Annotated in this window: 20 protein-coding genes; 5 read left to right on the forward strand and 15 right to left on the reverse strand. The window is 64.6% G+C overall.

The annotated features are described in order from the left end of the window. Nucleotides 1-45 precede the first annotated feature (45 nt). Entirely contained in the window at nt 46-1,215 is a 1,170-nt protein-coding gene (locus tag ACTRWG_RS10570; RefSeq protein WP_027235604.1) for a lytic murein transglycosylase, read from the forward strand. On the opposite strand, the gene ACTRWG_RS10575 is transcribed toward ACTRWG_RS10570, so the two are convergent. From ACTRWG_RS10575 to ACTRWG_RS10590, 4 genes are all read right to left on the reverse strand, one after another. Beyond that, nucleotides 1,212-1,568, reverse strand: a complete 357-nt coding sequence (locus tag ACTRWG_RS10575; protein ID WP_027235605.1) for a hypothetical protein — start codon at nt 1,566-1,568, stop codon at nt 1,212-1,214. The two genes, ACTRWG_RS10570 and ACTRWG_RS10575, sit on opposite strands and share 4 nt — an antisense overlap. A gap of 58 nt (nt 1,569-1,626) precedes the next feature. Next, on the reverse strand, nt 1,627-2,094 hold the full coding sequence (locus ACTRWG_RS10580) for a YbjN domain-containing protein (protein WP_027235606.1): 468 nt from the start codon (nt 2,092-2,094) through the stop codon (nt 1,627-1,629). A 57-nt stretch (nt 2,095-2,151) separates the two neighbouring features. After that, the gene (locus ACTRWG_RS10585) at nt 2,152-5,607 is read right to left on the reverse strand and encodes a chromosome segregation SMC family protein (RefSeq protein ID WP_027235607.1); all 3,456 of its coding nucleotides are present in this window, start codon (nt 5,605-5,607) and stop codon (nt 2,152-2,154) included. 165 nt (nt 5,608-5,772) lie between these two features. Further along, on the reverse strand, nt 5,773-6,981 hold the full coding sequence (locus tag ACTRWG_RS10590) for an aminotransferase-like domain-containing protein (RefSeq protein ID WP_027235608.1): 1,209 nt from the start codon (nt 6,979-6,981) through the stop codon (nt 5,773-5,775). Between the two features lie 158 nt (nt 6,982-7,139). Between ACTRWG_RS10590 and ACTRWG_RS10595 the strand changes: the two genes are divergently transcribed. After that, complete coding sequence (locus ACTRWG_RS10595) at nt 7,140-7,910, forward strand: FadR/GntR family transcriptional regulator (protein ID WP_027235609.1); 771 nt, start codon at nt 7,140-7,142, stop codon at nt 7,908-7,910. Between the two features lie 143 nt (nt 7,911-8,053). Here ACTRWG_RS10595 and ACTRWG_RS10600 read toward each other — a convergent pair whose 3' ends face one another. The 6 genes from ACTRWG_RS10600 to ACTRWG_RS10625 form a co-directional block, all read right to left on the reverse strand. Next, the gene (locus tag ACTRWG_RS10600; RefSeq protein ID WP_027235610.1) at nt 8,054-8,614 is read right to left on the reverse strand and encodes a F0F1 ATP synthase subunit B; all 561 of its coding nucleotides are present in this window, start codon (nt 8,612-8,614) and stop codon (nt 8,054-8,056) included. 4 nt (nt 8,615-8,618) lie between these two features. Beyond that, entirely contained in the window at nt 8,619-9,167 is a 549-nt protein-coding gene (locus ACTRWG_RS10605; RefSeq protein WP_027235611.1) for a F0F1 ATP synthase subunit B', read from the reverse strand. Nucleotides 9,168-9,255: 88 nt separating this feature from the next. Continuing rightward, nucleotides 9,256-9,492 (reverse strand): F0F1 ATP synthase subunit C, encoded by a 237-nt coding sequence (locus tag ACTRWG_RS10610; protein WP_008553903.1) that lies wholly within the window; start codon nt 9,490-9,492, stop codon nt 9,256-9,258. A gap of 87 nt (nt 9,493-9,579) precedes the next feature. After that, a complete protein-coding gene (locus ACTRWG_RS10615) occupies nt 9,580-10,383 on the reverse strand; it encodes a F0F1 ATP synthase subunit A (protein ID WP_027235612.1) in 804 nt (267 codons plus the stop codon). A gap of 40 nt (nt 10,384-10,423) precedes the next feature. Beyond that, on the reverse strand, nt 10,424-10,759 hold the full coding sequence (locus ACTRWG_RS10620; RefSeq protein WP_027235613.1) for an AtpZ/AtpI family protein: 336 nt from the start codon (nt 10,757-10,759) through the stop codon (nt 10,424-10,426). A 204-nt stretch (nt 10,760-10,963) separates the two neighbouring features. Beyond that, nucleotides 10,964-11,860, reverse strand: a complete 897-nt coding sequence (locus ACTRWG_RS10625) for a DMT family transporter (RefSeq protein ID WP_027235614.1) — start codon at nt 11,858-11,860, stop codon at nt 10,964-10,966. A gap of 88 nt (nt 11,861-11,948) precedes the next feature. Here ACTRWG_RS10625 and ACTRWG_RS10630 point away from each other — a divergent pair, with 88 nt between their 5' ends. Continuing rightward, complete coding sequence (locus tag ACTRWG_RS10630; protein ID WP_027235615.1) at nt 11,949-12,293, forward strand: ArsR/SmtB family transcription factor; 345 nt, start codon at nt 11,949-11,951, stop codon at nt 12,291-12,293. On the opposite strand, the gene ACTRWG_RS10635 is transcribed toward ACTRWG_RS10630, so the two are convergent. The 3 genes from ACTRWG_RS10635 to ACTRWG_RS10645 form a co-directional block, all read right to left on the reverse strand. Then, nucleotides 12,290-12,715, reverse strand: coding sequence for a universal stress protein (locus ACTRWG_RS10635; RefSeq protein WP_027235616.1), 426 nt, complete (start codon nt 12,713-12,715; stop codon nt 12,290-12,292). The genes ACTRWG_RS10630 and ACTRWG_RS10635 overlap by 4 nt on opposite strands. Before the next feature lie 106 nt (nt 12,716-12,821). After that, nucleotides 12,822-13,718, reverse strand: a complete 897-nt coding sequence (locus ACTRWG_RS10640) for a DMT family transporter (RefSeq protein ID WP_027235617.1) — start codon at nt 13,716-13,718, stop codon at nt 12,822-12,824. Next, nucleotides 13,715-14,593, reverse strand: a complete 879-nt coding sequence (locus ACTRWG_RS10645) for a LysR family transcriptional regulator (RefSeq protein ID WP_027235618.1) — start codon at nt 14,591-14,593, stop codon at nt 13,715-13,717. Before ACTRWG_RS10645 ends, ACTRWG_RS10640 begins: the two co-directional genes overlap by 4 nt. A gap of 119 nt (nt 14,594-14,712) precedes the next feature. Here ACTRWG_RS10645 and ACTRWG_RS10650 point away from each other — a divergent pair, with 119 nt between their 5' ends. Together ACTRWG_RS10650 and ACTRWG_RS10655 are read left to right on the forward strand one after the other, a co-directional pair. Continuing rightward, nucleotides 14,713-15,294, forward strand: a complete 582-nt coding sequence (locus tag ACTRWG_RS10650; RefSeq protein ID WP_027235619.1) for an FMN-dependent NADH-azoreductase — start codon at nt 14,713-14,715, stop codon at nt 15,292-15,294. 122 nt (nt 15,295-15,416) lie between these two features. After that, a complete protein-coding gene (locus ACTRWG_RS10655) occupies nt 15,417-16,169 on the forward strand; it encodes an aspartate/glutamate racemase family protein (protein WP_462829300.1) in 753 nt (250 codons plus the stop codon). Here the strand turns inward: ACTRWG_RS10655 and ACTRWG_RS10660 are convergent. Then, nucleotides 16,166-16,693 (reverse strand): prolyl-tRNA synthetase associated domain-containing protein, encoded by a 528-nt coding sequence (locus ACTRWG_RS10660; RefSeq protein ID WP_027235621.1) that lies wholly within the window; start codon nt 16,691-16,693, stop codon nt 16,166-16,168. The two genes, ACTRWG_RS10655 and ACTRWG_RS10660, sit on opposite strands and share 4 nt — an antisense overlap. A gap of 141 nt (nt 16,694-16,834) precedes the next feature. After that, nucleotides 16,835-18,742 carry an elongation factor G gene (locus ACTRWG_RS10665; RefSeq protein ID WP_027235622.1) on the reverse strand — a complete coding sequence of 636 codons (1,908 nt, stop codon included), beginning with the start codon at nt 18,740-18,742 and terminating at the stop codon, nt 16,835-16,837. Nucleotides 18,743-18,929 lie beyond the last annotated feature (187 nt).

Raw genomic sequence — 18,929 nt, forward strand, 5'->3', positions numbered from 1 at the left:
CACATAAGACCCTGTGGGAGCGGAATGACAAGGAGCGCCAGAGTTATGCGCCTATTGCCCTTTGCCCTCGCGGTGAGCCTGCTGCCAGCAGCGGCGGCGGCCCAATGCGGCGGCGGCTTTCAGAATTTCGTCAACCTCTTGAAAGACGAGGCGGTGCAGGCCGGCTATGGCGTCACGACGGTCAATGCCTTCTTTGACGGCACCCGCCAGGACCGCCGCGTGCTCAAGGCCGACCGCGCCCAAGGTGTTTTTCAGAAACCCTTCGTCGACTTTTCCCGCCGCCTGATCTCGCAGAGCCGCCTGCAGCGCGGCTTGCAGATGTCGCAGAAGCACGACAGCACGTTCCAGCGGATCGAGAGCACATATGGCATCAACCGCGGCGTTCTGCTGGCCTTCTGGGCATTCGAGACCGACTACGGCGGCTATCAGGGCGATTTCAACACCCGCGACGCGCTGGTGACGCTGGCCCACGACTGCCGCCGCCCTGAGTTGTTCCGGCCGCAGGTCTTTTCTGCGCTGGAGATGTACCGGCAGGGCAATTTCGACCCCAAGCGCACCACAGGCGCCTGGGCGGGGGAAATCGGCATGGTGCAGATGCTGCCCAGCGACATTCTGGAACACGGCGTGGATGCCGATGGCGACGGCAAGGTCAGCCTGAAAACCTCTGCCGCCGATGCGCTGATGTCCGGTGCGCGGATGCTGTCGCACCTGGGCTGGCAGCCCGGGCAGCCCTGGCTGCAGGAAGTCACCATCCCTGAAGGCTTGGACCTGACGCTGTCCGGCACCGCCCGCAAAAAAACCGTGGCCCAATGGCGCGCGCTCGGCGTTTCAGCGCGTGACGGCAGCCTGCCCGACCCCTCCATGCGTGCCTCCCTTCTGCTGCCGCAAGGGCATAAGGGGCCGGCCTTCCTCGCTTACCCCAACTTCGATGTCTATTTCGAGTGGAACCAGAGCTTTACCTACGTGCTGACTGCCGCCTATTTCGCCAACCGGCTGGAAGGCGCGGACGTCTATAAGGCCGGCCAGCCCGACAGCGGACTGACCGGCACTCAGATGAAGCAGCTGCAACAGAAACTGCAGGCACGCGGCCACAATGTCGGCGATATCGACGGTATCCTCGGCGCCCGCACACGGCTTGCCGTGCAGAAAGAGCAGCAACGCCTCGGCCTGCCTGCCGACGCATGGCCCACTCCAGCGCTGCTGAAGAAGCTCTAACGCACCGGGAACCGCTCGCCCTTCTGGGTGATCAGGATTACCCGGCTTCCGTTGCGGACATACAGATCGCAGCGGCCAAACCCGTTTGGGAAATCCACGCAGATACTGCCGTCCCCGGCAATCCGGTACGTGCCCCAGGCGGTGCCGCCGCCATTTTCCCGCGAGTAGGTGTAGGAATAGGCGCCGTCACGGCCATAGAGCGACTCGCCGCCGTCATAAAAGCGGAAGGACTGCCCCGGCAGCGCCTCCAGCTCGGAGAGCGCAAATGGGGCGTCGCCCGGGCGCAGTTCCCAGTCCGCGGCTTGGGCTGTGCCCGCTGCCAGGCTTAGAAAAAGGGGCATGATCCATTTCATGCCCCTACTCTAGCGTCTGTATTTTGAACCTGCCGTCACGATGCGGTGACAGCGCCACTTACCAATCGATGAAAGTCTCGAAATCCTGCATCGCCCGGGTCCACAGGCTGACAGCCTGGGCAAAGTCATCCGGGCTCATGCCGTCATCGCCAAGGAACAAATCCATTTCGATCCGCGCCGAGCCTTCCTCGGAGATATAGCCGCGGGCAAAGCGGTTTTCATTGTTCCACTCGTTGATCTTGGCCAGGCGCACGCTGCCATCTGTCTGATATCCCGAGAAAAACTGGATCGCGTTGCAGTTGGTGTTGTTGTCGCAGCCGTAGTAGTAGACCGAGAAGTCATTGCCGTAATACTCGACCTTGACGTTCGGATCGCCGACGCTGTCAGTGGTCAATTCCACCGTCGCGCCCTCATCCTTAAAGAAATCAGCCACGCTGTCGCCGGTCGTGGCCACAACATTCTGGGCCGCAGCCGCCCCCGGCAGCATCAGCGCCGCGCAGGCGGCAATTGCCTTGATAATATTCATTCGTGTCTCCACCAATAGTTTCGCGCGCCCCTGCACCGATCCCCCCGGCGCAGAAACTCAGGCCACCATCGCCTCTGCTTTCTTCAGGTCAACTGAAACCAGCTGGCTGACTCCCTTTTCCTGCATGGTGACTCCGAAAAGCCGGTCCATCCGCGCCATCGTCACCGCGTGGTGGGTGATGATCAAAAAGCGGGTTTCGGTCTGGCGGCACATCTCGTCCAAGAGGTCGCAAAAGCGGGTGACGTTTGCGTCGTCCAGCGGCGCGTCGACCTCGTCCAGCACGCAGATCGGGGCCGGGTTCGACAGGAACACCGCAAAGATCAGCGCCATCGCGGTCAGCGTCTGCTCGCCGCCCGACAATAGCGACAGGGTCGACAGCTTCTTGCCCGGCGGCTGGCACATGATCTCCAGGCCTGCATCCAGCGGGTCGTCGCTTTCGACCATCACCAGGTTGGCCTCGCCGCCGCCGAACAGATGGGTGAACAGCATGGCAAAGCTGTTGTTCACCTGTTCGAACGCCGTCAGCAGCCGCTCGCGCCCCTCGCGGTTGAGGCTGGCGATACCGTCGCGCAAGGTCTTCACCGCGCCTTCCAGATCCAGCTTTTCGGCGACCAGCGTGTCGTGCTCCTCCTGCACGCTGCGGGCGTCTTCCTCCGCCCGCAGGTTCACAGCACCCAAAGCATCGCGCTGGCGCTTGTAGCGGTCGACATCCGCCTCCAGGCTTTCCGAGGCCGGCATTTCGTCCGGCGACACGCCCAGCTTCTCCAGAAGGGCCTGCGGGGTGATCTGCTGCGCCTCAATGATCCGGCCCGCGGCCTGGGTCACCGCCTCCTTGGCTGCATCGCTGCGCGCCTCGGAGCGCGCCCGTGCTTCGCGGGCCTCGGAGGCCAGACGCTCGCATTCCCGCTCTTTGTGCACCGCCTCGCGCAGTTCGGCTTCCGCGGCGATCAGGGCTTCTGTGGCCGCAGACTTGCGTGCCTCGGCCTCGGAAATCGCCTCGTTCAGCTCTTCCCGCTTCTCCGCAATCTCCGCCGGGACCGCATTGGCCTCTTCCAGCTCCTCCTGCGAGGCCTCGCGGCGCTCCGCCAGCTCCTCGATCCGCTGCTTGGCGCTTTCCAGCCGGTGGCGCCAGCCCGACAGCTCCTTGGTCACCTCCTGCGCGCGCTTGGTGCGCGCCTCGCCCTCACGGCGCAGCTCGTCATGGCTGGAGCGGTGGGTCAGCATGGTAATCCGCGCGGCTTCGACCGACTGCTTGATCTCCTCGACGGCCCCGCGCGCCTGATCCAGGTCGCCCAGCTCGCCCAAGGCCTTCTGCGCCTCTTTCAGCTGCAGGCGGGCATTCAGCGCATCTTCCTCATGGCGGGAGACCGCAATGCCGAGTGTCTCCAGTTTGGCCTCCGCGAGGTTGCGGTCCGCCTCGGCCCGGCTCAGCGCGCGGGCCGCATCGGCCACCCGCTGATCCGCCACCCGTCGCGCCTGGCGGGCGTTCTGGTCGGCCAGCGTCACCTCGTCCAGCTTGCGCAGCAGCATTTCATGCGCGTCGCGGGCACCATCGGCCTTGGCGCTGACGCGCTCCATGTCCTGCTTCAGCGCTTCCAGCTTGTTGAGCTGCTCCAGCCGCAGTGCAGCGGCACTCGGCGCATCCTCGGCCCAGGCGCGGTAGCCGTCCCAGCGCCACAGGTCGCCCTCGACTGTCACCAGCCGCTGCCCCGGCTTGAGCTGCGCCTGCAGCCCGGCGGCAGCATCGCCATCCACCAGCCCGATCTGCGCCACCCGGCGTGACAGCGCCTCCGGCCCGGAGACAAACAACGCCAACGGCTGCACGCCGTCCGGCAGCGCCGCATCGTGGTCATAACCCGGCAGCAAGACCCAGCCAGTCGGCCCGTCCGCCTCTGCCAGCGGCGCCCGCAGGTCATCGGCCAGCGCCGCCCCCAGCGCCTTCTCGTATCCTGGCGCCACGGTCAGCTCATCCAGGATCTGGCCGCCCTCGGCGGTGTCGCGCTCCACCAGCTTGGCCAGCGCGGTGACCTCGGCACGCAGCGCGCCGAGCTCGCCTTCGGCCTCGGACCGCTGGGAGCGTGCTTCTGCCTCGAGGCTCTGGGTCTCCGTCCGCAGCTCGTCCGCGGCAGCCAGCGCCTCTTCGGCCGCCTCAGAGGCCTCGCGGGCCTCCTCCTCGGCCGTCACAGCGGCTTCGAACCTCTCTGCCGCAAGCTCCAGAGCCTTCTGTGCCTCGCCCTGCGCGGCGCGGGCTTTCTCCGCCTCGCCCTCAGAGCGGCCAAGCGCCCGCTGGCAGTCCTCGACCGCGCGCCGTGCGGACTGGTGCCGGGCCGCCAGGCGGGCGACATCCTCGGTCACCTGCGACAGGTGTTCCTCGCGCGCCTGCAGGATCGAGCCCGCATCGCGCGCCAGCTCCGCCACCTCGGCCAGCCGGCCGTCGTGCCCCTCGCCGGCCTTGGACAGCTCGCGCTGCTCCCATTCCAGCCGCTCGATGGTTTGACCGGCGTCGTTGTTCAGCCCGGACTCGCGTTCGATGTCATTGCCCAGCTGGAGAATCCGGCTGCTAAGCCGCTCAATGGCCTGGCGCGCCTGCGCCTCCTGATCGCTCAGGGAATCCCGCTGCACCACCAGCCGCTGCAGAACGGCGGCAGCAATCGCCTCCTCCTCGCGCAGAGGAGGCAGTTTTTCCTCAAACGTGCCGCGCTGCGCCGCCGCCGCGCGCACCAGCGCCTCAGCCTTTGACGCATGTTCGACCCGCACCCGCAGCTCATCCTCGGCCGTCAGCCGGGCCTCATCAGCCTCGCGCCAGCGTCGGTACAGAAGCATCCCCTCAGACAGCCGCAGCTTTTCGCCGATCTCGCGGTAGCGCTGCGCCTGGCGCGCCTGCTTGGCCAGCTGCGACAGCTGTGCCGCCAGCTGTTCAATCACATCGTCGACGCGCAGCAGGTTCGCCTCGGTATTCTTCAGCTTCAGTTCCGCCTCATGACGGCGCTGATAGAGGCCGGAAATCCCCGCAGCCTCTTCCAGAATGCGGCGGCGCGCCTTGGGCTTGGCGTTGATCAGCTCGGCAATCTGCCCCTGCCGGACCAGCGCCGGCGAATGCGCCCCTGTGGAGGCATCGGCAAACAGCATCTGCACATCGCGCGCCCGCACGTCCTTGCCGTTGGACTTATAGGCGCTGCCGACATCGCGGGTGATCCGGCGCACGATCTCCAAAAGGTCGCTGTCGTTGAACCCGGAGGGCGCCAGCCGTTCCGAGTTGTCGATCTGCAGGCTCACCTCGGCAAAGTTGCGCGCGGGCCGTGACGAGGTGCCGGCAAAGATCACATCTTCCATGCCGCCGCCGCGCATCGCCTTGGCGCGGGTCTCGCCCATCACCCAGCGCAATGCCTCCAGAAGATTGGATTTGCCGCAGCCGTTTGGACCCACAACCCCGGTCAGCCCATCGGCAATGACCAGTTCGGTAGGATCAACAAAGCTTTTGAAGCCGTTCAGCCTGAGCTTGGAAAACCGCAAAGCTGCCCCTTCGTGATTCCGTATCGAGAAAGTTCAGCGGGTCTTATCGCGTGTGTCAACGCTCCGCACCCCCAAATCGGGGCAGGAACGTTTCAATTCACACTATATCTTGTGGATAACCTGCAAGATCCGGCGGTGTTTTGCCAAGCCGGAGCCGTTTGGCAGTCAGACAGACCGCAACAACCGTCCCAGCCGGGCGATCCCGTCCTCAATCGCTGCATGGTTGGAGTTGGAAAAGCTCAGCCGGATCGTGTTCTGGCCGCTGCCATCGGCAAAAAACGCCTGCCCGGGAACAAAGGCCACCTTCTCCGTCTCCAGCGACCGTGCCAGCAGGTCCGCCCCGTTCATGCCTTCCGGCAACGTCACCCAGACAAACATTCCGCCCTCAGGCCGGGTCCAATCCACGCCTTCCGGCATGTGTTCCTCCAGGGCCGCCAGCATCACATCCCGGCGGCGCTGATAGACAGCGCGCAGCTGCTCCACGTGTGCGTCGAAACAGGTTTCTGCAACGCCATGCACCGCCATCTGGTTGATGGTCGACGTGTGCAGGTCCGCCGCCTGCTTCAGCAGCACCATCTGCGAGATCACCGGCTTTGCCGCTACCGCCCAGCCGATCCGCAGCCCGGGCGCCAACGTCTTGCTGAAGGTGCCGCAATAGACCGTCCGGCAGTCCTCGATCGAGCCCTTCTGCTCCAGTTCCAGCGCCAGCACCGGCGGCACCGGCTCGCCGTCAAAGCGCAGCGACTGATAGGCGGCGTCCTCAATAATGGCACAGTCCAGCGTGTCCGCCAGTTCTAGCAGCCGCAGCCGCCCGGTGCGATCCAGCGTTTCCCCGGTCGGGTTGGCAAAGTCCGGCGACAGATAGGCAAATTTCACCGCACTTCCCGCCGCAGCCGCGCCCTCGGCATAGCTTTCCGCCGTTCGGTTGCCTTTCAGCGACAACCGGTCATACCGCGGTTCATAGGCGTTGAAAGCCGCCAGCGCCCCAAGGTACGTCGGCCAGCCCACCAGCGCGGTGTCGCCCGGCGACAGAAACAGCTTGCCCAGGTAGTCCAGAGCCTGCTGGGAGCCGGAGGTGATCAGCACATTCTCCGCCTCGCAGACAATCCCGATCGTCGCCATCTCCCGCACAATCCATTTGCGCAGCGGCAGGTAGCCCTCGCTCACCGAATATTGCAGCGCCAGCGCCTGACGCTCCGGCGTTAGCGCGGCCTGAAAGGCTTCGGCGAATCCATCCGCCGGAAACAACGCCGGATCCGGGATGCCGCCGGCAAAGGAGATGATGTCCGGCTGATCCAGCAGCTTCAGCAGCTCGCGGATTTCCGACGCCTTCATCCGCGCATTGCGGGTGGCAAAGATCTGGTTCAGCTGCATGCCTCTCTCCTCGCGCATGATCTAGGACCACGGTAGGAGAGTGCAAAACAAAGTCAACAAAGCTGACCTTTTGTTACAGCCATCGTGATCCCTGCCCGCCCTTGCAGCCGCCCCTTGCGCGTGGTCATATGTTTTGACCAATTCAGCAGAGCGCCAAGATGCCCTTCCAAAAAGTCCAGCCCGAGAAACTCTCCGCCTCCGTCGTCAAGCAGATCGAGCAGCTGATCCTGCGCGGTATTCTGTCGCCTGGCGAACGGCTGCCTGCTGAACGGGAACTGGCGGAACGCCTGGGCGTCTCCCGCCCCTCCTTGCGCGACGCCATCGGCGAGTTGCAGGCGCGCGGCCTGCTGGCGTCCAAGGCCGGCTCCGGCGTGTTTGTGGCGGATGTTCTGGGCTCCGCATTCTCGCCTGCCCTGATCCAGCTCTTCGCCACCCATGACGAGGCGGTGTTCGACTACCTCTCCTTCCGCCGCGACATGGAGGGCCTCGCCGCCGAACGCGCCGCCCGCTTTGGGTCCGACTATGACCTGCAGGTGATCCAGGCAATCTTTGAAAAGATGGAGGCGGCCGGCAACCCGGCGACCTCCGAGGAAGCCGCCAAGCTCGACGCCCAGTTCCACTCCGCCATCATGGACGCCAGCCACAACGTGATCATGCTGCACATGATGCGCTCGATGTTCGATCTCCTGCGCGAAGGCGTTTTCTACAACCGCCGCATCATGTTCCAGCAACACACCACCTATGAGGCACTTCTGGAACAGCACCGCGCCATAAACGCCGCCCTGCAGGCCCGAGACCCGCAGGCCGCGCGCACCGCGGTCGAGGCGCATCTGGACTATGTGAAACAGGCCCTCACCGACCACCAGCGCGCTGAGCGCAACGCCGAAGTGGCCCGGCAGCGGCTGGAGCATGAGACCGGGAAGGGATGAAACCCCACGGTGGGCAGATTGCCCGCCCTGCAACTGCGCTTACCCGGTAGGGTGGGCGATTCCGCCCACCGTGCCCGCAGCCACAACAAAAAACCCGGCCACTCGGACCGGGTTCTTTTAACTTGCCTGTATCAGCTCAAGGCTTAGTGCAGCTTGGCGTCCACATCCGCGATGGCGGCGTCGATCAGCTTGTTGGCCTCGGCGGCGGTCATCTGCTTGGAGATCACCTGATCCGCAGCCGCAACAGCAATCGAGATCGCCTGGTCGCGCACTTCCTTCACAGCCGAAGCTTCCGCCGAAGCGATCTGCTCCTCGGCAGCCGCCAGACGGCGGGCGATGGAGGTTTCCAGATCCGCCTTAGCAACGTCCGCTGCACGGGCAGCCTCGTCACGGGCGGCAACAACAATCTGATCGGCCTGGGCCTGAACTTCCTGCTGCTTGCGCTCATAAGACGCCAGGATGGTCTGGGCCTCCTCACGCAGCGCGCGGGCTTCGTCCAGTTCCTTCTGGATGGCCTCGGCACGGTTGTCCAGCTGGTTGCCCAGCAGGCCCGGCACCTTGGCCAGCAGCAGGATGCCGACGAACAGAAGGAAAGCCAGCAGAACAACGAAATCGGTGTTGCCCAGCGACAGGAACGGGCCTTCTGCCGCCAGCGCCGGGCCGGCTGCGCCAAAGGTCAGGGCAAGGGCGAGAATATTGCGCATGTCCTTATCCTTTCGTCCGCTGTGCAACTGCCGAAGCAATTGCGTCTTTGTCTGCCGAACCGCCCAGCGCGGTCACCAGCGCCTCTGCGGTTTCGGTGGCAACAGCCTTCACGCTTTCCAGCGCGCCGGCCTTGATTTCGGCGATCGCCTTTTCGGACTCGGCGGCCTTGGCAGCGATCTGCTCGTCTGCTTTGGCGATGGCCTCGTCCAGCCCGGCCTGGATTTCTGCACGGGTCTCAGCAGCGATGCGCTGAGCTTCCGCACGGGCATCCGCCAGAGCTTTGTTATATGCGTTTTCGGCCTCGACAGCCTTGGCTTTCAGGTCTTCAGCCGCGGCGAGGTCGTTGGTGATGGTCCCCTGACGCTCGGCCAGCACCGCAGAGATGCGGGGCAGCGCGACGCGCGACAGAATGAGGTAGATCACGACCAGGGCGACCACGAGCCAGAAGATCTGGTTCCCGAAGGTCGAGAAGTCCAGCTGCGGCATGCCCGGAGCAGACCCGTGCGCTGCGTCTGCGGCGCCGTGTGCTGCGTCTTGCGTATTAGATGCCATGTCGTCCTCCTTGGGAACTTGCCGTTACACCGGGCAGCGCAGGGTTTTGCCGCACTGCCCGGCCGTAAGGAAATAGGTTCCTAAGGTCTTAGACGGCGAACATCAGCAGCAGAGCGACCAGGAACGAGAAGATGCCCAGTGCTTCTGCAAACGCGATGCCGATGAACAGGGTTGCGGTCTGGCCGGCAGCTGCCGAAGGGTTGCGCAGAGCGCCTGCCAGGAAGTTGCCAGCCACGTGGCCCACACCGATTGCGGCTGCGCCGGAACCGATTGCTGCCAGGCCTGCGCCGACGAACTGACCGAGTTGTGCGATATCGCCTTCCATGATTTCTCTCCTTACGATGGAATGTGGTGATTTCTAGGGTGGGCAGGCCCAGTCCGGGCGCGCCCGCTTAGCTTTCAGATCCTGGCCTTAGTGGCTCGGGTGCAGTGCATCCTTCAGGTACACGCAGGTCAGGATGGTGAACACGTAGGCCTGGATGAAGGCCACCAGAACTTCGAGGGCGTAGACTGCGGTGATCGCGAAGATCGGCAGAAAGCTGAACAGGCCCAGGGCGCCAGCAAAGCCTGCGAACACTTTCAGAACCGCGTGGCCGGCCATCACGTTACCGGCAAGACGGATGGAGTGGCTGACAGGGCGCACGAAGTAGGAAATCAGTTCGATGATGGCCAGGATCGGGCGGAGCGCCAGCGGTGCGCTCGACACCCAGAACAGGCCCAGGAAACCGGCGCCGTTCTTGACGAAACCGACGATGGTCACGGTGAAGAACACCAGCGCCGCCAGGATCGCGGTCACAGCGATGTGCGACGTGGTAGTGAATGACATCGGGATCAGGCCCAGGAAGTTGGCCATCACGATGAACATGAACAGGGTCATGATGTAGGGGAAGAACTTGACGCCGTCCTTGCCGGCCACGTCTTCGACCATCTTGTAGATGAAGCCATAGGCCAGTTCCGCCACCGACTGGGTGCGGCCCGGCACGATGGCGCGGCGGGAGGAGCCCAGCACCAGCAGGGCGAACACCGCCAGAACCGCCAGGCCCATCCACAGGGTCACGTTGGTCGGGGTGTACCAGGAGACGTGGTCACCGCCGAACAGCGGCTTCACGATGAACTGGTCCATCGGGTGGATCGCCAGCTTTGATTCCGCCGGAGCGAAAATCAGGCCCGACACTACGACCAGTGCCAGAACTGCGAAAAAGAATATTTTGCCCATCGGTCCGCTTCTCCTGTCGCCGGCAGCCGATCCCGTCGGATCAGTCCCGGTCTTGCGCATTTTTTTCGGCCTCATCGGCCAGTTTCTTGTCCTGGATCTCCTGCGCGCTGCGAAGCATCGTCTTCACCCCGGCCGCAAGACCCAGCAATACAAACAGCACCATGAATATCGGGAGCGTGCCAAACAGCAGGTCGAGCCCGTATCCGATGCCAAAGCCGATCGCGAGACCGGCCACCAATTCGATCACCATCCGCCAGGCCATATTGGCCATCGAATAATGCTCATCCGCGCGCGGCTTGGGCTCCTGGGCCTTACGCGCCGCTGCCAGCTTCTCCTCCAGCTGCGCCATGCGCTGCTTTTGGTCGTCGTTGGTCACGGGCGCCATCCTCACGCGAAATTCTGTGAAGGGTGCTAAGGCCAAGGGGCTGAGGAGTCAATTACAAGGATTGAAGATTAAAATTCGACCCAAGCCGCTGAAAACAAACGGACAAAACTGCAACAGATCAGGCCGCGCCGCCTTGCCGCAGGCGCCGGTAGCGCAAAACCGCCCCGGATTCCATATTCAACCGAAAGGTTGATATTAACGGACGGGCCGCCGCGGCATCCGAAAGCGCACGATCCGCCCGTCGATCAGCAGCAGCCCCACCAGGATCGCCGCCATGCCCCACAGATGCTCCGCCAGCAGCTGCTCCTTCAGGATATAGGTGCCCAGGAACAAGGCTGAGACCGGCGCGATCAGCGTTGGCAGGGTGATGTTTGTCGGCCCCACCTTGGGCAGCACCCAGTAAAATGCGATGAAGGCCGCCGAGGTCAGAACAAAGCCGATCACGAACAGGGAGGCCCAGGTCTCCATCCGTGTGACATGCGGCAGCCCTTCGCTCCAGATGGCCAGCGGCGCAATCGCGGCGGTGGCGCCGGTCAGCGCAATCGCCACCAGCACTACTGGCTCCATATCCCGGAAGCTGCGCGCGAAGTTGACTGAGAAGGCATAGCACAGCGGCGCGCACAGGGTGATCAGCACCGCCCAGGCCTCCGACGACTGGCCGCCCTGCAGCAGCGGCAGAGACAGCAGCACGATGCCAAGGAAGCCGCACAGCACCCCCAGCGACTTCAAAAGCGTCGCCCGCTCGCCGCTGGGCCAGAAATGCGAGACAACAACCGCCATCGCCGGGGTTGTGGCGTTGACGATCCCGGCCACGCCGCTGGCGATATGCTGCTGGCCCAGCGCATAGAATGCAAAAGGGCCGGCATAGCTGAGCACGCCGAAGCCGAACAGCGCCAGCCATCGCCCCGGCGCCGCGGGCACAGGCTTGCGCGCCGCCAGCACATAGATCCAACAGCCCAGCGCGCCAAACCCCACCCGCCCCATCGAGACGGACAGCGGCCCCAGCTCGCGCAGAAGGATGGCGTTGAACATGAACGACATGCCCCAGCCAATGCCAAGGATGAAAATCACCAGCCAGTATTTCAATGCCATGCCATCAATCCCCGTGCGCCTGAAAGGCGCTACCATGACGGCTCAGGACCGATTGTCAAACCCCCGGGCTGTGGATAGGAGTGAAGGCATGAGCGATCCCCTCGACATTGTCTTTGCAGCCCTGGCCGACCCGACCCGCCGGGCGATCCTTACCATGCTTCTGGAGGACGACATGGCGGTGACCGATGTGGCGGAGCCATTCGAGATGTCGCTGGCGGCCATTTCCAAGCACCTGACGATCCTGACCAGGGCAGGGCTGATCGCGCAGGAGAAGCGCGGCCGGGTGAAATGGTGCAAGCTGCAACCCGACGCCATGCGCGGGGCATCGGTCTGGATGCAGGGGTTCGGCCAGTTCGAACCGGTGAACCTGGATGCGTTCGAGCGCTTCCTGGAAGCGGAGCTCAACGCCGGAGATCCCCAGCCAGAAGGCTAGCGCACGACAAACACCGAGGCTTTGGAATGACGCACCAGATACCCGGCATGGGAGGTTGTGATATAATCCAAGAGCCGCGGCGCATGGCTGCCTGCGATCACCAGGTCGGCGCCTGTTTCGTCGACCGTGCGGGCCAGAATGCCGTCCACCTCCGCCGCGACGTCGTTCGAGTGGACCGTGATGCCCTCAACTTTGACCCCGTCGGCTTGCCCGGCAATCTTGCCTTCTATCTTTTTGGCCAGCGAGGTGATGACCTCCTCTGCCGCGTCGTCGTTGTAGGTCTCCCCGGAAGTGCCGCCGGACACGTTGACCAAGGTCATGCGCGCCCCTTCGATCCGGGCCATCTCCATCGCCACGTCCAGTGCCTTGGACACCGGGTCAGGCAGTCTCAGGTCCACCGGGACCAAGATGTGTTTGAACATGTCACGCTCCTCGTTACCTGAGCGCGTTTCCAGCGACTGTCATGGTATCCGGGCCAGCCGCGGGCGCCTTGACCTCCATCAAGCGCCGCCGCCGGGGCCGCAGCGGTCACGCAGGCTGCCGCTCCCGCACACCCTCCAGCAGCATCACCAGCGCCACCACCGACATCGCCACCCCGATCAGCACCATGCCCGGCGGCATGCCGCGGCCCAGCGCGATCTCCCACAGGATCACCCAGCTGGGGGTGAGGTATGTATAGGCCATCACCTTGGCCGATGGCAGCCGCAGCGTTGCGTATTGCAGCAGCACAAAGGTGGCCGAGCTGGCACAGACCGCGAGGTAGAACAGACCGATCCACACGATGCCGGGCAGCTGCATCCAGTCTGTGGCCAGAATGTCCCGCCAGCCGAAGGCAGCCAGCAGCGCACCGCCTGCCAGCAGCATTCCGAAGGTAAAGACCACGGCCGGCTCGCCCCGGTTCAGCTTGCGCACCATCGGCGTATAGATGGCATGCAGCACGCAGCCCCAGAAGTAGATGATCTCGCCCTGGCCGATCTCAAACGCCGCCAGCGCGCCCAGGTCGCCGCGCACGATCACCCAGACCGCCCCGGCCGCGCCCAACGCCAGCGCCAGCGCCATCCAAGGGGTGGTGATCTGGCGCAGCAGCAGCCAGCCGAACAGCGCACTCATCACCGGCACCAGCGTGAACACCGCCGCGGCGCTGACCGGCGCTGCGGTTTGCAGCCCATAAAACATCAGCACGAAATAGCCGCCGAACAGCCCGCCCAGCACCGCAAACCGCCAGGGCGCGCGGAAATGGACGCGCCGCAGCCCGGTGGTGGCCAGCGCCGCCGCGCCGATGACAACAGCGGCAATGCCAAAGCGCGCCGCGTTCAGCGCCGCGGGCGCGATCTCATTCGCCACCATGACGCCCAGCGAAAACGACCCCGCCACCAGCGCCGAGAACGTCAGCATCGCAAGATGCCCGCGCAGTTCCTCGCTCACAGCTGCCAGTCCTTCACCTGCTCCTTCAGGAACTTCAGGAAAGCCTGCACTTTGGTGGTCCGGTGCAGATCCACATGGGTGACCAGCCACAGGGTGCCCTCCCAGTCTTCCTGTGGCGCCATCATCTCCACCAGGTCCGGTTGCTGCCGCGCCTCCCAGGCCGCCATGAACCCGATGCCCGCCCCGCTGCGCACCGCCGCCTTGAGGGTAGAGCCGTCAGTGCAGCGGAAGGCAATCGCCTCTGCCGGGGCATTGGCCCGCAGCCAGCGCGAAAACGGCGCCCGGCTGCTTTCATCATCCTGGCCGACAAAACGGTGATTGGGGATATCCTCCACCCCCTTCAGGATCCCGTATTTTTCAGCATAGGACTTGGCGGCATAAAGGCCGATCTGCTGCTTCATGAAGGGCTGCACCACGTTGTCCGGCTGATCCGGCGCATTGCCCGCGCGGACCGCCACATGCGCCTCGCCGTATTCCAGCCGGAACAGCCGGTCGCCGGTCAGATAGCGGATGATCAGCCCGGGGTGCATGTCCTGAAACTGCTTGAGCGCCGGAACCATCATCGGCGCAAAAGACGCCAGCGAAGTCACCACCAGCTCGCCCGAGACATCATCGCCTTGCCCCTTCAGCCGCCCGACCAGCTGGCTGAACTGATCGTCGGTGGCCTGCGCCACCCGCAGCAGGTCCTGCCCGGCCTCCGTCGGCGTATAGCCGCGGGCATGGCGCTGAAACAGCTTCACCCCGAGCCGCGCCTCAATCGCGTCGATGTGGCGGATCACGGTGGCATGATGCACCCCCAGCACCTCCGCCGCGCCGCTGACCGTGCCCATGCGGGCCACCTGATAGGCGGTGCGCACTTCATCCCAGTTTTCCATGCCAGTCTCCCTGTCAGCCCAGCTGCGCGCCAGTGCACAAATGATGTGATTTCATCGGCGTTGCGTTCAAATTTGCAATACCCCAAATTCCTGACAGCAACAAGCTCAGGAACTTGAAAATGACCCGCACCGTTCTCCATATCGACTCTTCTGCCCGCATCGAGGGCTCCGTCACCCGCGACCTCTCGGCCCGGATCGTCAGCCGCCTCGGCGCTGACCAGGTGATCCGCCGCGACCTGGCCGCGCCGCTGCCGCTGCTGGACGGCGCCTGGGTGGGGGCCAACTTTACCCCGGCAGACCAGCGCACCGACGAGCAGAAACAGCTGCTCGCCCTCTCCGACTCGCTGGTCGAAGAGCTGAAACAGGCCGATACCATCGTGATCGGCGCGCCGGTCTACAACTTCTCGGTCCCCTCCACGCTGAAGGCCTGGATCGATCTGGTCGCCCGCGTGGGCCTCACCTTCCAATACACCGAAAACGGCCCCATCGGCCTGCTGGAAGGCAAGCGCGCCATCATCGTTATGGCCTCCGGCGGCACCCAGGCGGGCTCCGACATCGACTTTGCCACCACCTACCTGCGCCACGTGCTGGGCTTCATCGGCATCACCGATGTTGAGGTCGTGGCCGCCGACGCGATGTCCATCGACGCCGACGGCGCCCTGGCCAAGGCCAAAACCCAGATCGAAGCCCTGGCCGCCTGATCCCCTGCACCAAGGCGACGCCGCCAGCCCTCCCCGCGGAGAGCTGGCGGCTTTTTGCGTTTGGCAGGCCCCCGCCGCCGTGCCAGTCTGCCCGCATCGGCATTTCAACGGCGGGCAATTTGATGAAGAAGATCGGCATTCTCGGCGGCGTCGGCTGGGCCTCCACCCTCGATTACTACCGCGCCATCTGCGAAGGCGCCGGGCGGTTCTTTGCAGACCGCGGCGCGGGATCACCACTGCCAGTGCCGCCGATCACAATCGAATCCGTGGTGCAGGCGCAAACCCGGTCCTTGCGCGGCCGCCCGGGGGATGAGGCCAGCTGGGCCGCTTTTGATGCCGTTTTCCGCGAGGCGATTCTGACGCTGGAACGTGCGGGCTGCGACTTCGCCCTGATCGCCTCCAACACGCCGCACGCCCGGCTGCATGCGATCCGCGAGGGTGTGATGATGCCGATCCTCAGCATCTTCGACACCACAGCTGAAGCCACCGCCGCAACCGGCGCCACCCGCGCACTGGTGCTGGGCACCGCTGTTACCATGCAGGCCCGCAACTACGCCAATGTGCTGGCTGAACACGGAGTCAGCGCCAACGAAACCCTGCCGGACACTGACATTGCCGAAATGCAAGCCATGATCGACGAGGATTTCCACGGCGGCGCCTCCGCCAGCGCGCAGGACCGCCTGCTGCGCTTCTGCGCCAGACACGCGCAGCCCGGCACAGCTATCCTGCTGGCCTGCACCGAACTGCCACTGGCCTTCCCCGATTATATCGATGACGTCAGCTTCGAAGCCGGCGGCTTCTTGTTCGTGAACCCCTCCGCCGCCCATGTGGCCGCCGCGCTGGATCTGGCGCTGGAGGACGAAAGGATCGGTTAGACCCAGTTCACCTGGACACCTGCCTTCTCAAAGAACGCCATCAGATGGTCACGCTTCATCGCCACGGTGCGGTCATTGACCAGCGGGTGCATGTAAATCACGTCCGCCTCCAGCGCCTGCGCATCCATGTAGAAGGTAACCCCCTTCTCCACCCCGGTGATCATCGCCAGCGGGCTGACCGCGCCAGGGCGGATGCCGAGGTTCTCCAGCAGACGGTCAGCGGAACCGAAGGACAGGTTGCCGATCCCCAGCTCTGCGCCCAGCGCCTTCAGGTCGATCTCCCGGTCCTGCTGCAGCGTCACCAGATAGCTCCGCTTCTTCTTGTCCCGCAGATACAGGTTTTTCAGCCGCAGCGCGTTTTCGCCCGGCACCATGAACTGCGCCTCGACACCTTTAGCGTCCTCCACCGTGCGCAGCGGCACATGGGTGTGCAGCTGATAGGCAATGCCCCAATCGTCCAGCTGCCTCAGCAGCGCGTCCGAGGTGATGGGCAGGCTGTCCTGATAGGCCGATGACGCATCCATGATCCTACTCCGCAAGTCAGTCCGGGTTGCTGTGCAGATCACAAAAAACAGCTGCGGGGCGCAAGAGCTGTTCCGCCCCCTGCGCCCCGTTTTGCGCCATAGCACTGCAGGACGGGCGTGTCCGCCCGCCGCCCTGCCGCATCAAGCCTCGGCGAAATCCGCCCGCCGCGCCTCCTCGTAGTGGTCGAAATCGGTGCTGAACCAACCGGTGCCGCGGGTGGCACTGGCCAGCGTGTTGCACAAGTCATCCTGCGCCGACATCGGCAGCAGCGTCTCGAACACATCCCAGCCTGCGACGCCAACTTCGGCCTCGAACCCCAGGATCTGGCCCTTCATCCCGCTCACCACCGGCACCAGCCCGCCGGTGAACACCGACGGCACATGGATATGCACCCGCATGATCGGCTGCAGCAGCACCGCGCCGGCCTCTGCCAGCGCTTCACGCACCGCATTCTTGCCCGCGGTGCGGAAAGCATAGTCGGAGCTGTCCACCGAATGATGCTTGCCATCCTTCAGCGTCACGCAGACATCCACCACCGGGTGGCCGTTCAGGCCCTGCGCCAGCGCCTCCCGCGCGCCGGCCTCGACCGAAGGGATGTAGTTCTTGGGCACCGCGCCGCCTTTCACGGTTTCGTCGAACACAAAGCCGCTGCCCCGCGGCAGGGGCTTCACCTCGATCACAACGTCGGCAAACTGCCCGGCGCCGCCTGATTGCTTGCGATGGCGGTGATGCACCTTGACTGGTTTCTTGATGGTTTCCCGCAGTGCCGGCGGCACCGGCCCTTCCTCCACCTCGACGCCGAACTCGTCCTTCAAAGCCTGCTTGATGCGGCGCATGTGCAGCGGCCCCTGCAGGTTCAGTAGCACATGGCCGCTGGCCTCATCCTGGCCCACCACCAGCGCCGGGTCGATCTCCGCCAGCCGCTCCAGCGCCCCCGACAGGCGCGCGTCGTCCCGCTCATGCACCGGGGTGATCACACGCCGGAAGGTCGAGGGCCGCGGCTGCGCCCAGTCCGGCAGCGGCGCCGCCCCGTCCGGGCCATAGGCGTAACCCAGGTTCAGATGGTCAGACTTCACCACCTGCCCCATGTCCCCAGGTGTCAGGCTGGTGATGGCCGCCGAACCGACACCGGTCAGCGACCCCAGAGTCGCGCCGCCGACCGGCAGGCCGTTTCCGACCCTGCCGTCCATCGCGCGCACCATCAGCGTCTTGCCCAGATGCTTGACCAGATCCGCCATGCAGCCGACCGCCATCACCTTGCCGTCCTGCGACAGCCGCTCCAGCGCAACGCCCACATCCGGCGCTTCATGCCGCAGCGATTTCATCAGCCGCAGGATGCCGTTCTTGTGCTCCGCCGATCCCATCAGCGCCGGGATCAGGTCGTTATGCTGCAGCACCTTGGTGGCCACGTCATAGACCTCCTCCGGCATCACTTTCTGATCCTCGATCAGCTCCTCCAGCAGGGTGTCGTCAAAATCCGCCAGCGCCTCCAGCAGCTCGGTCCGCGCTTCTTGCTCGCGCGCATACATCGCCACCGGCAGCTCGATCAGCGCCGAGGGCTTGCCCTCCTGATACTGCCAGGCGCGCTCCGAAATCAGATCCACAGCACCCACAACCTGCCCATCCTCGCGGATCGGCACCTGCCGCAGGATAATGTTGTGGCTGCAATAGGCCTGCAGCGCGGCCACGATTTCCGCCACCCGGTCCGTTGCCTGGTCCATGCGGTTGACAAAAATAAAGGCGGGGATCCCCGCCTCCTCCAGCTTGCGCAGATACGGCGCACTCAGCACCGCAGCGCCGGCGTCGGCCGGAACGCAAAGGACGGCAGCGTCGCTGGCGGCCAGCGCCGGGCCGGCCTGCGCCAGATTGTCGGCGCCGCCCGCGATGTCGATCGCGGCCCAGTCCTCTCCCATGAATAAAAAAGGCTGCAAAGCGGCGACGCCTGCAACCTCCTGCCTCTTGCCGGCGGCGCTGTCCAGATTGGCGAGCGCCGTAGCCAGCGTTGATTTGCCGGACTGCGACGGTCCCAGAATAGTGAAAACGCGCATGTTCTCAGATCCTCCCTTGGCTGATGCGGCTGCCCGGTAAGGAGCGCGAACGGTCAGGTTCGCGTGACATGCCTGTGCTGAAGATCTGCCTCGATGCCCGTGCGGGCAGGCCCCGCCGGTGAGTGGGCGGCAAAAGGGCCAACCTCCCGATGTTGGCCAGGCCCGCCCCCCTGAGTCAAGCGCGCAG

The sequence above is a fragment of the Leisingera sp. G5_S3_59_S7 genome, from assembly GCF_054968485.1.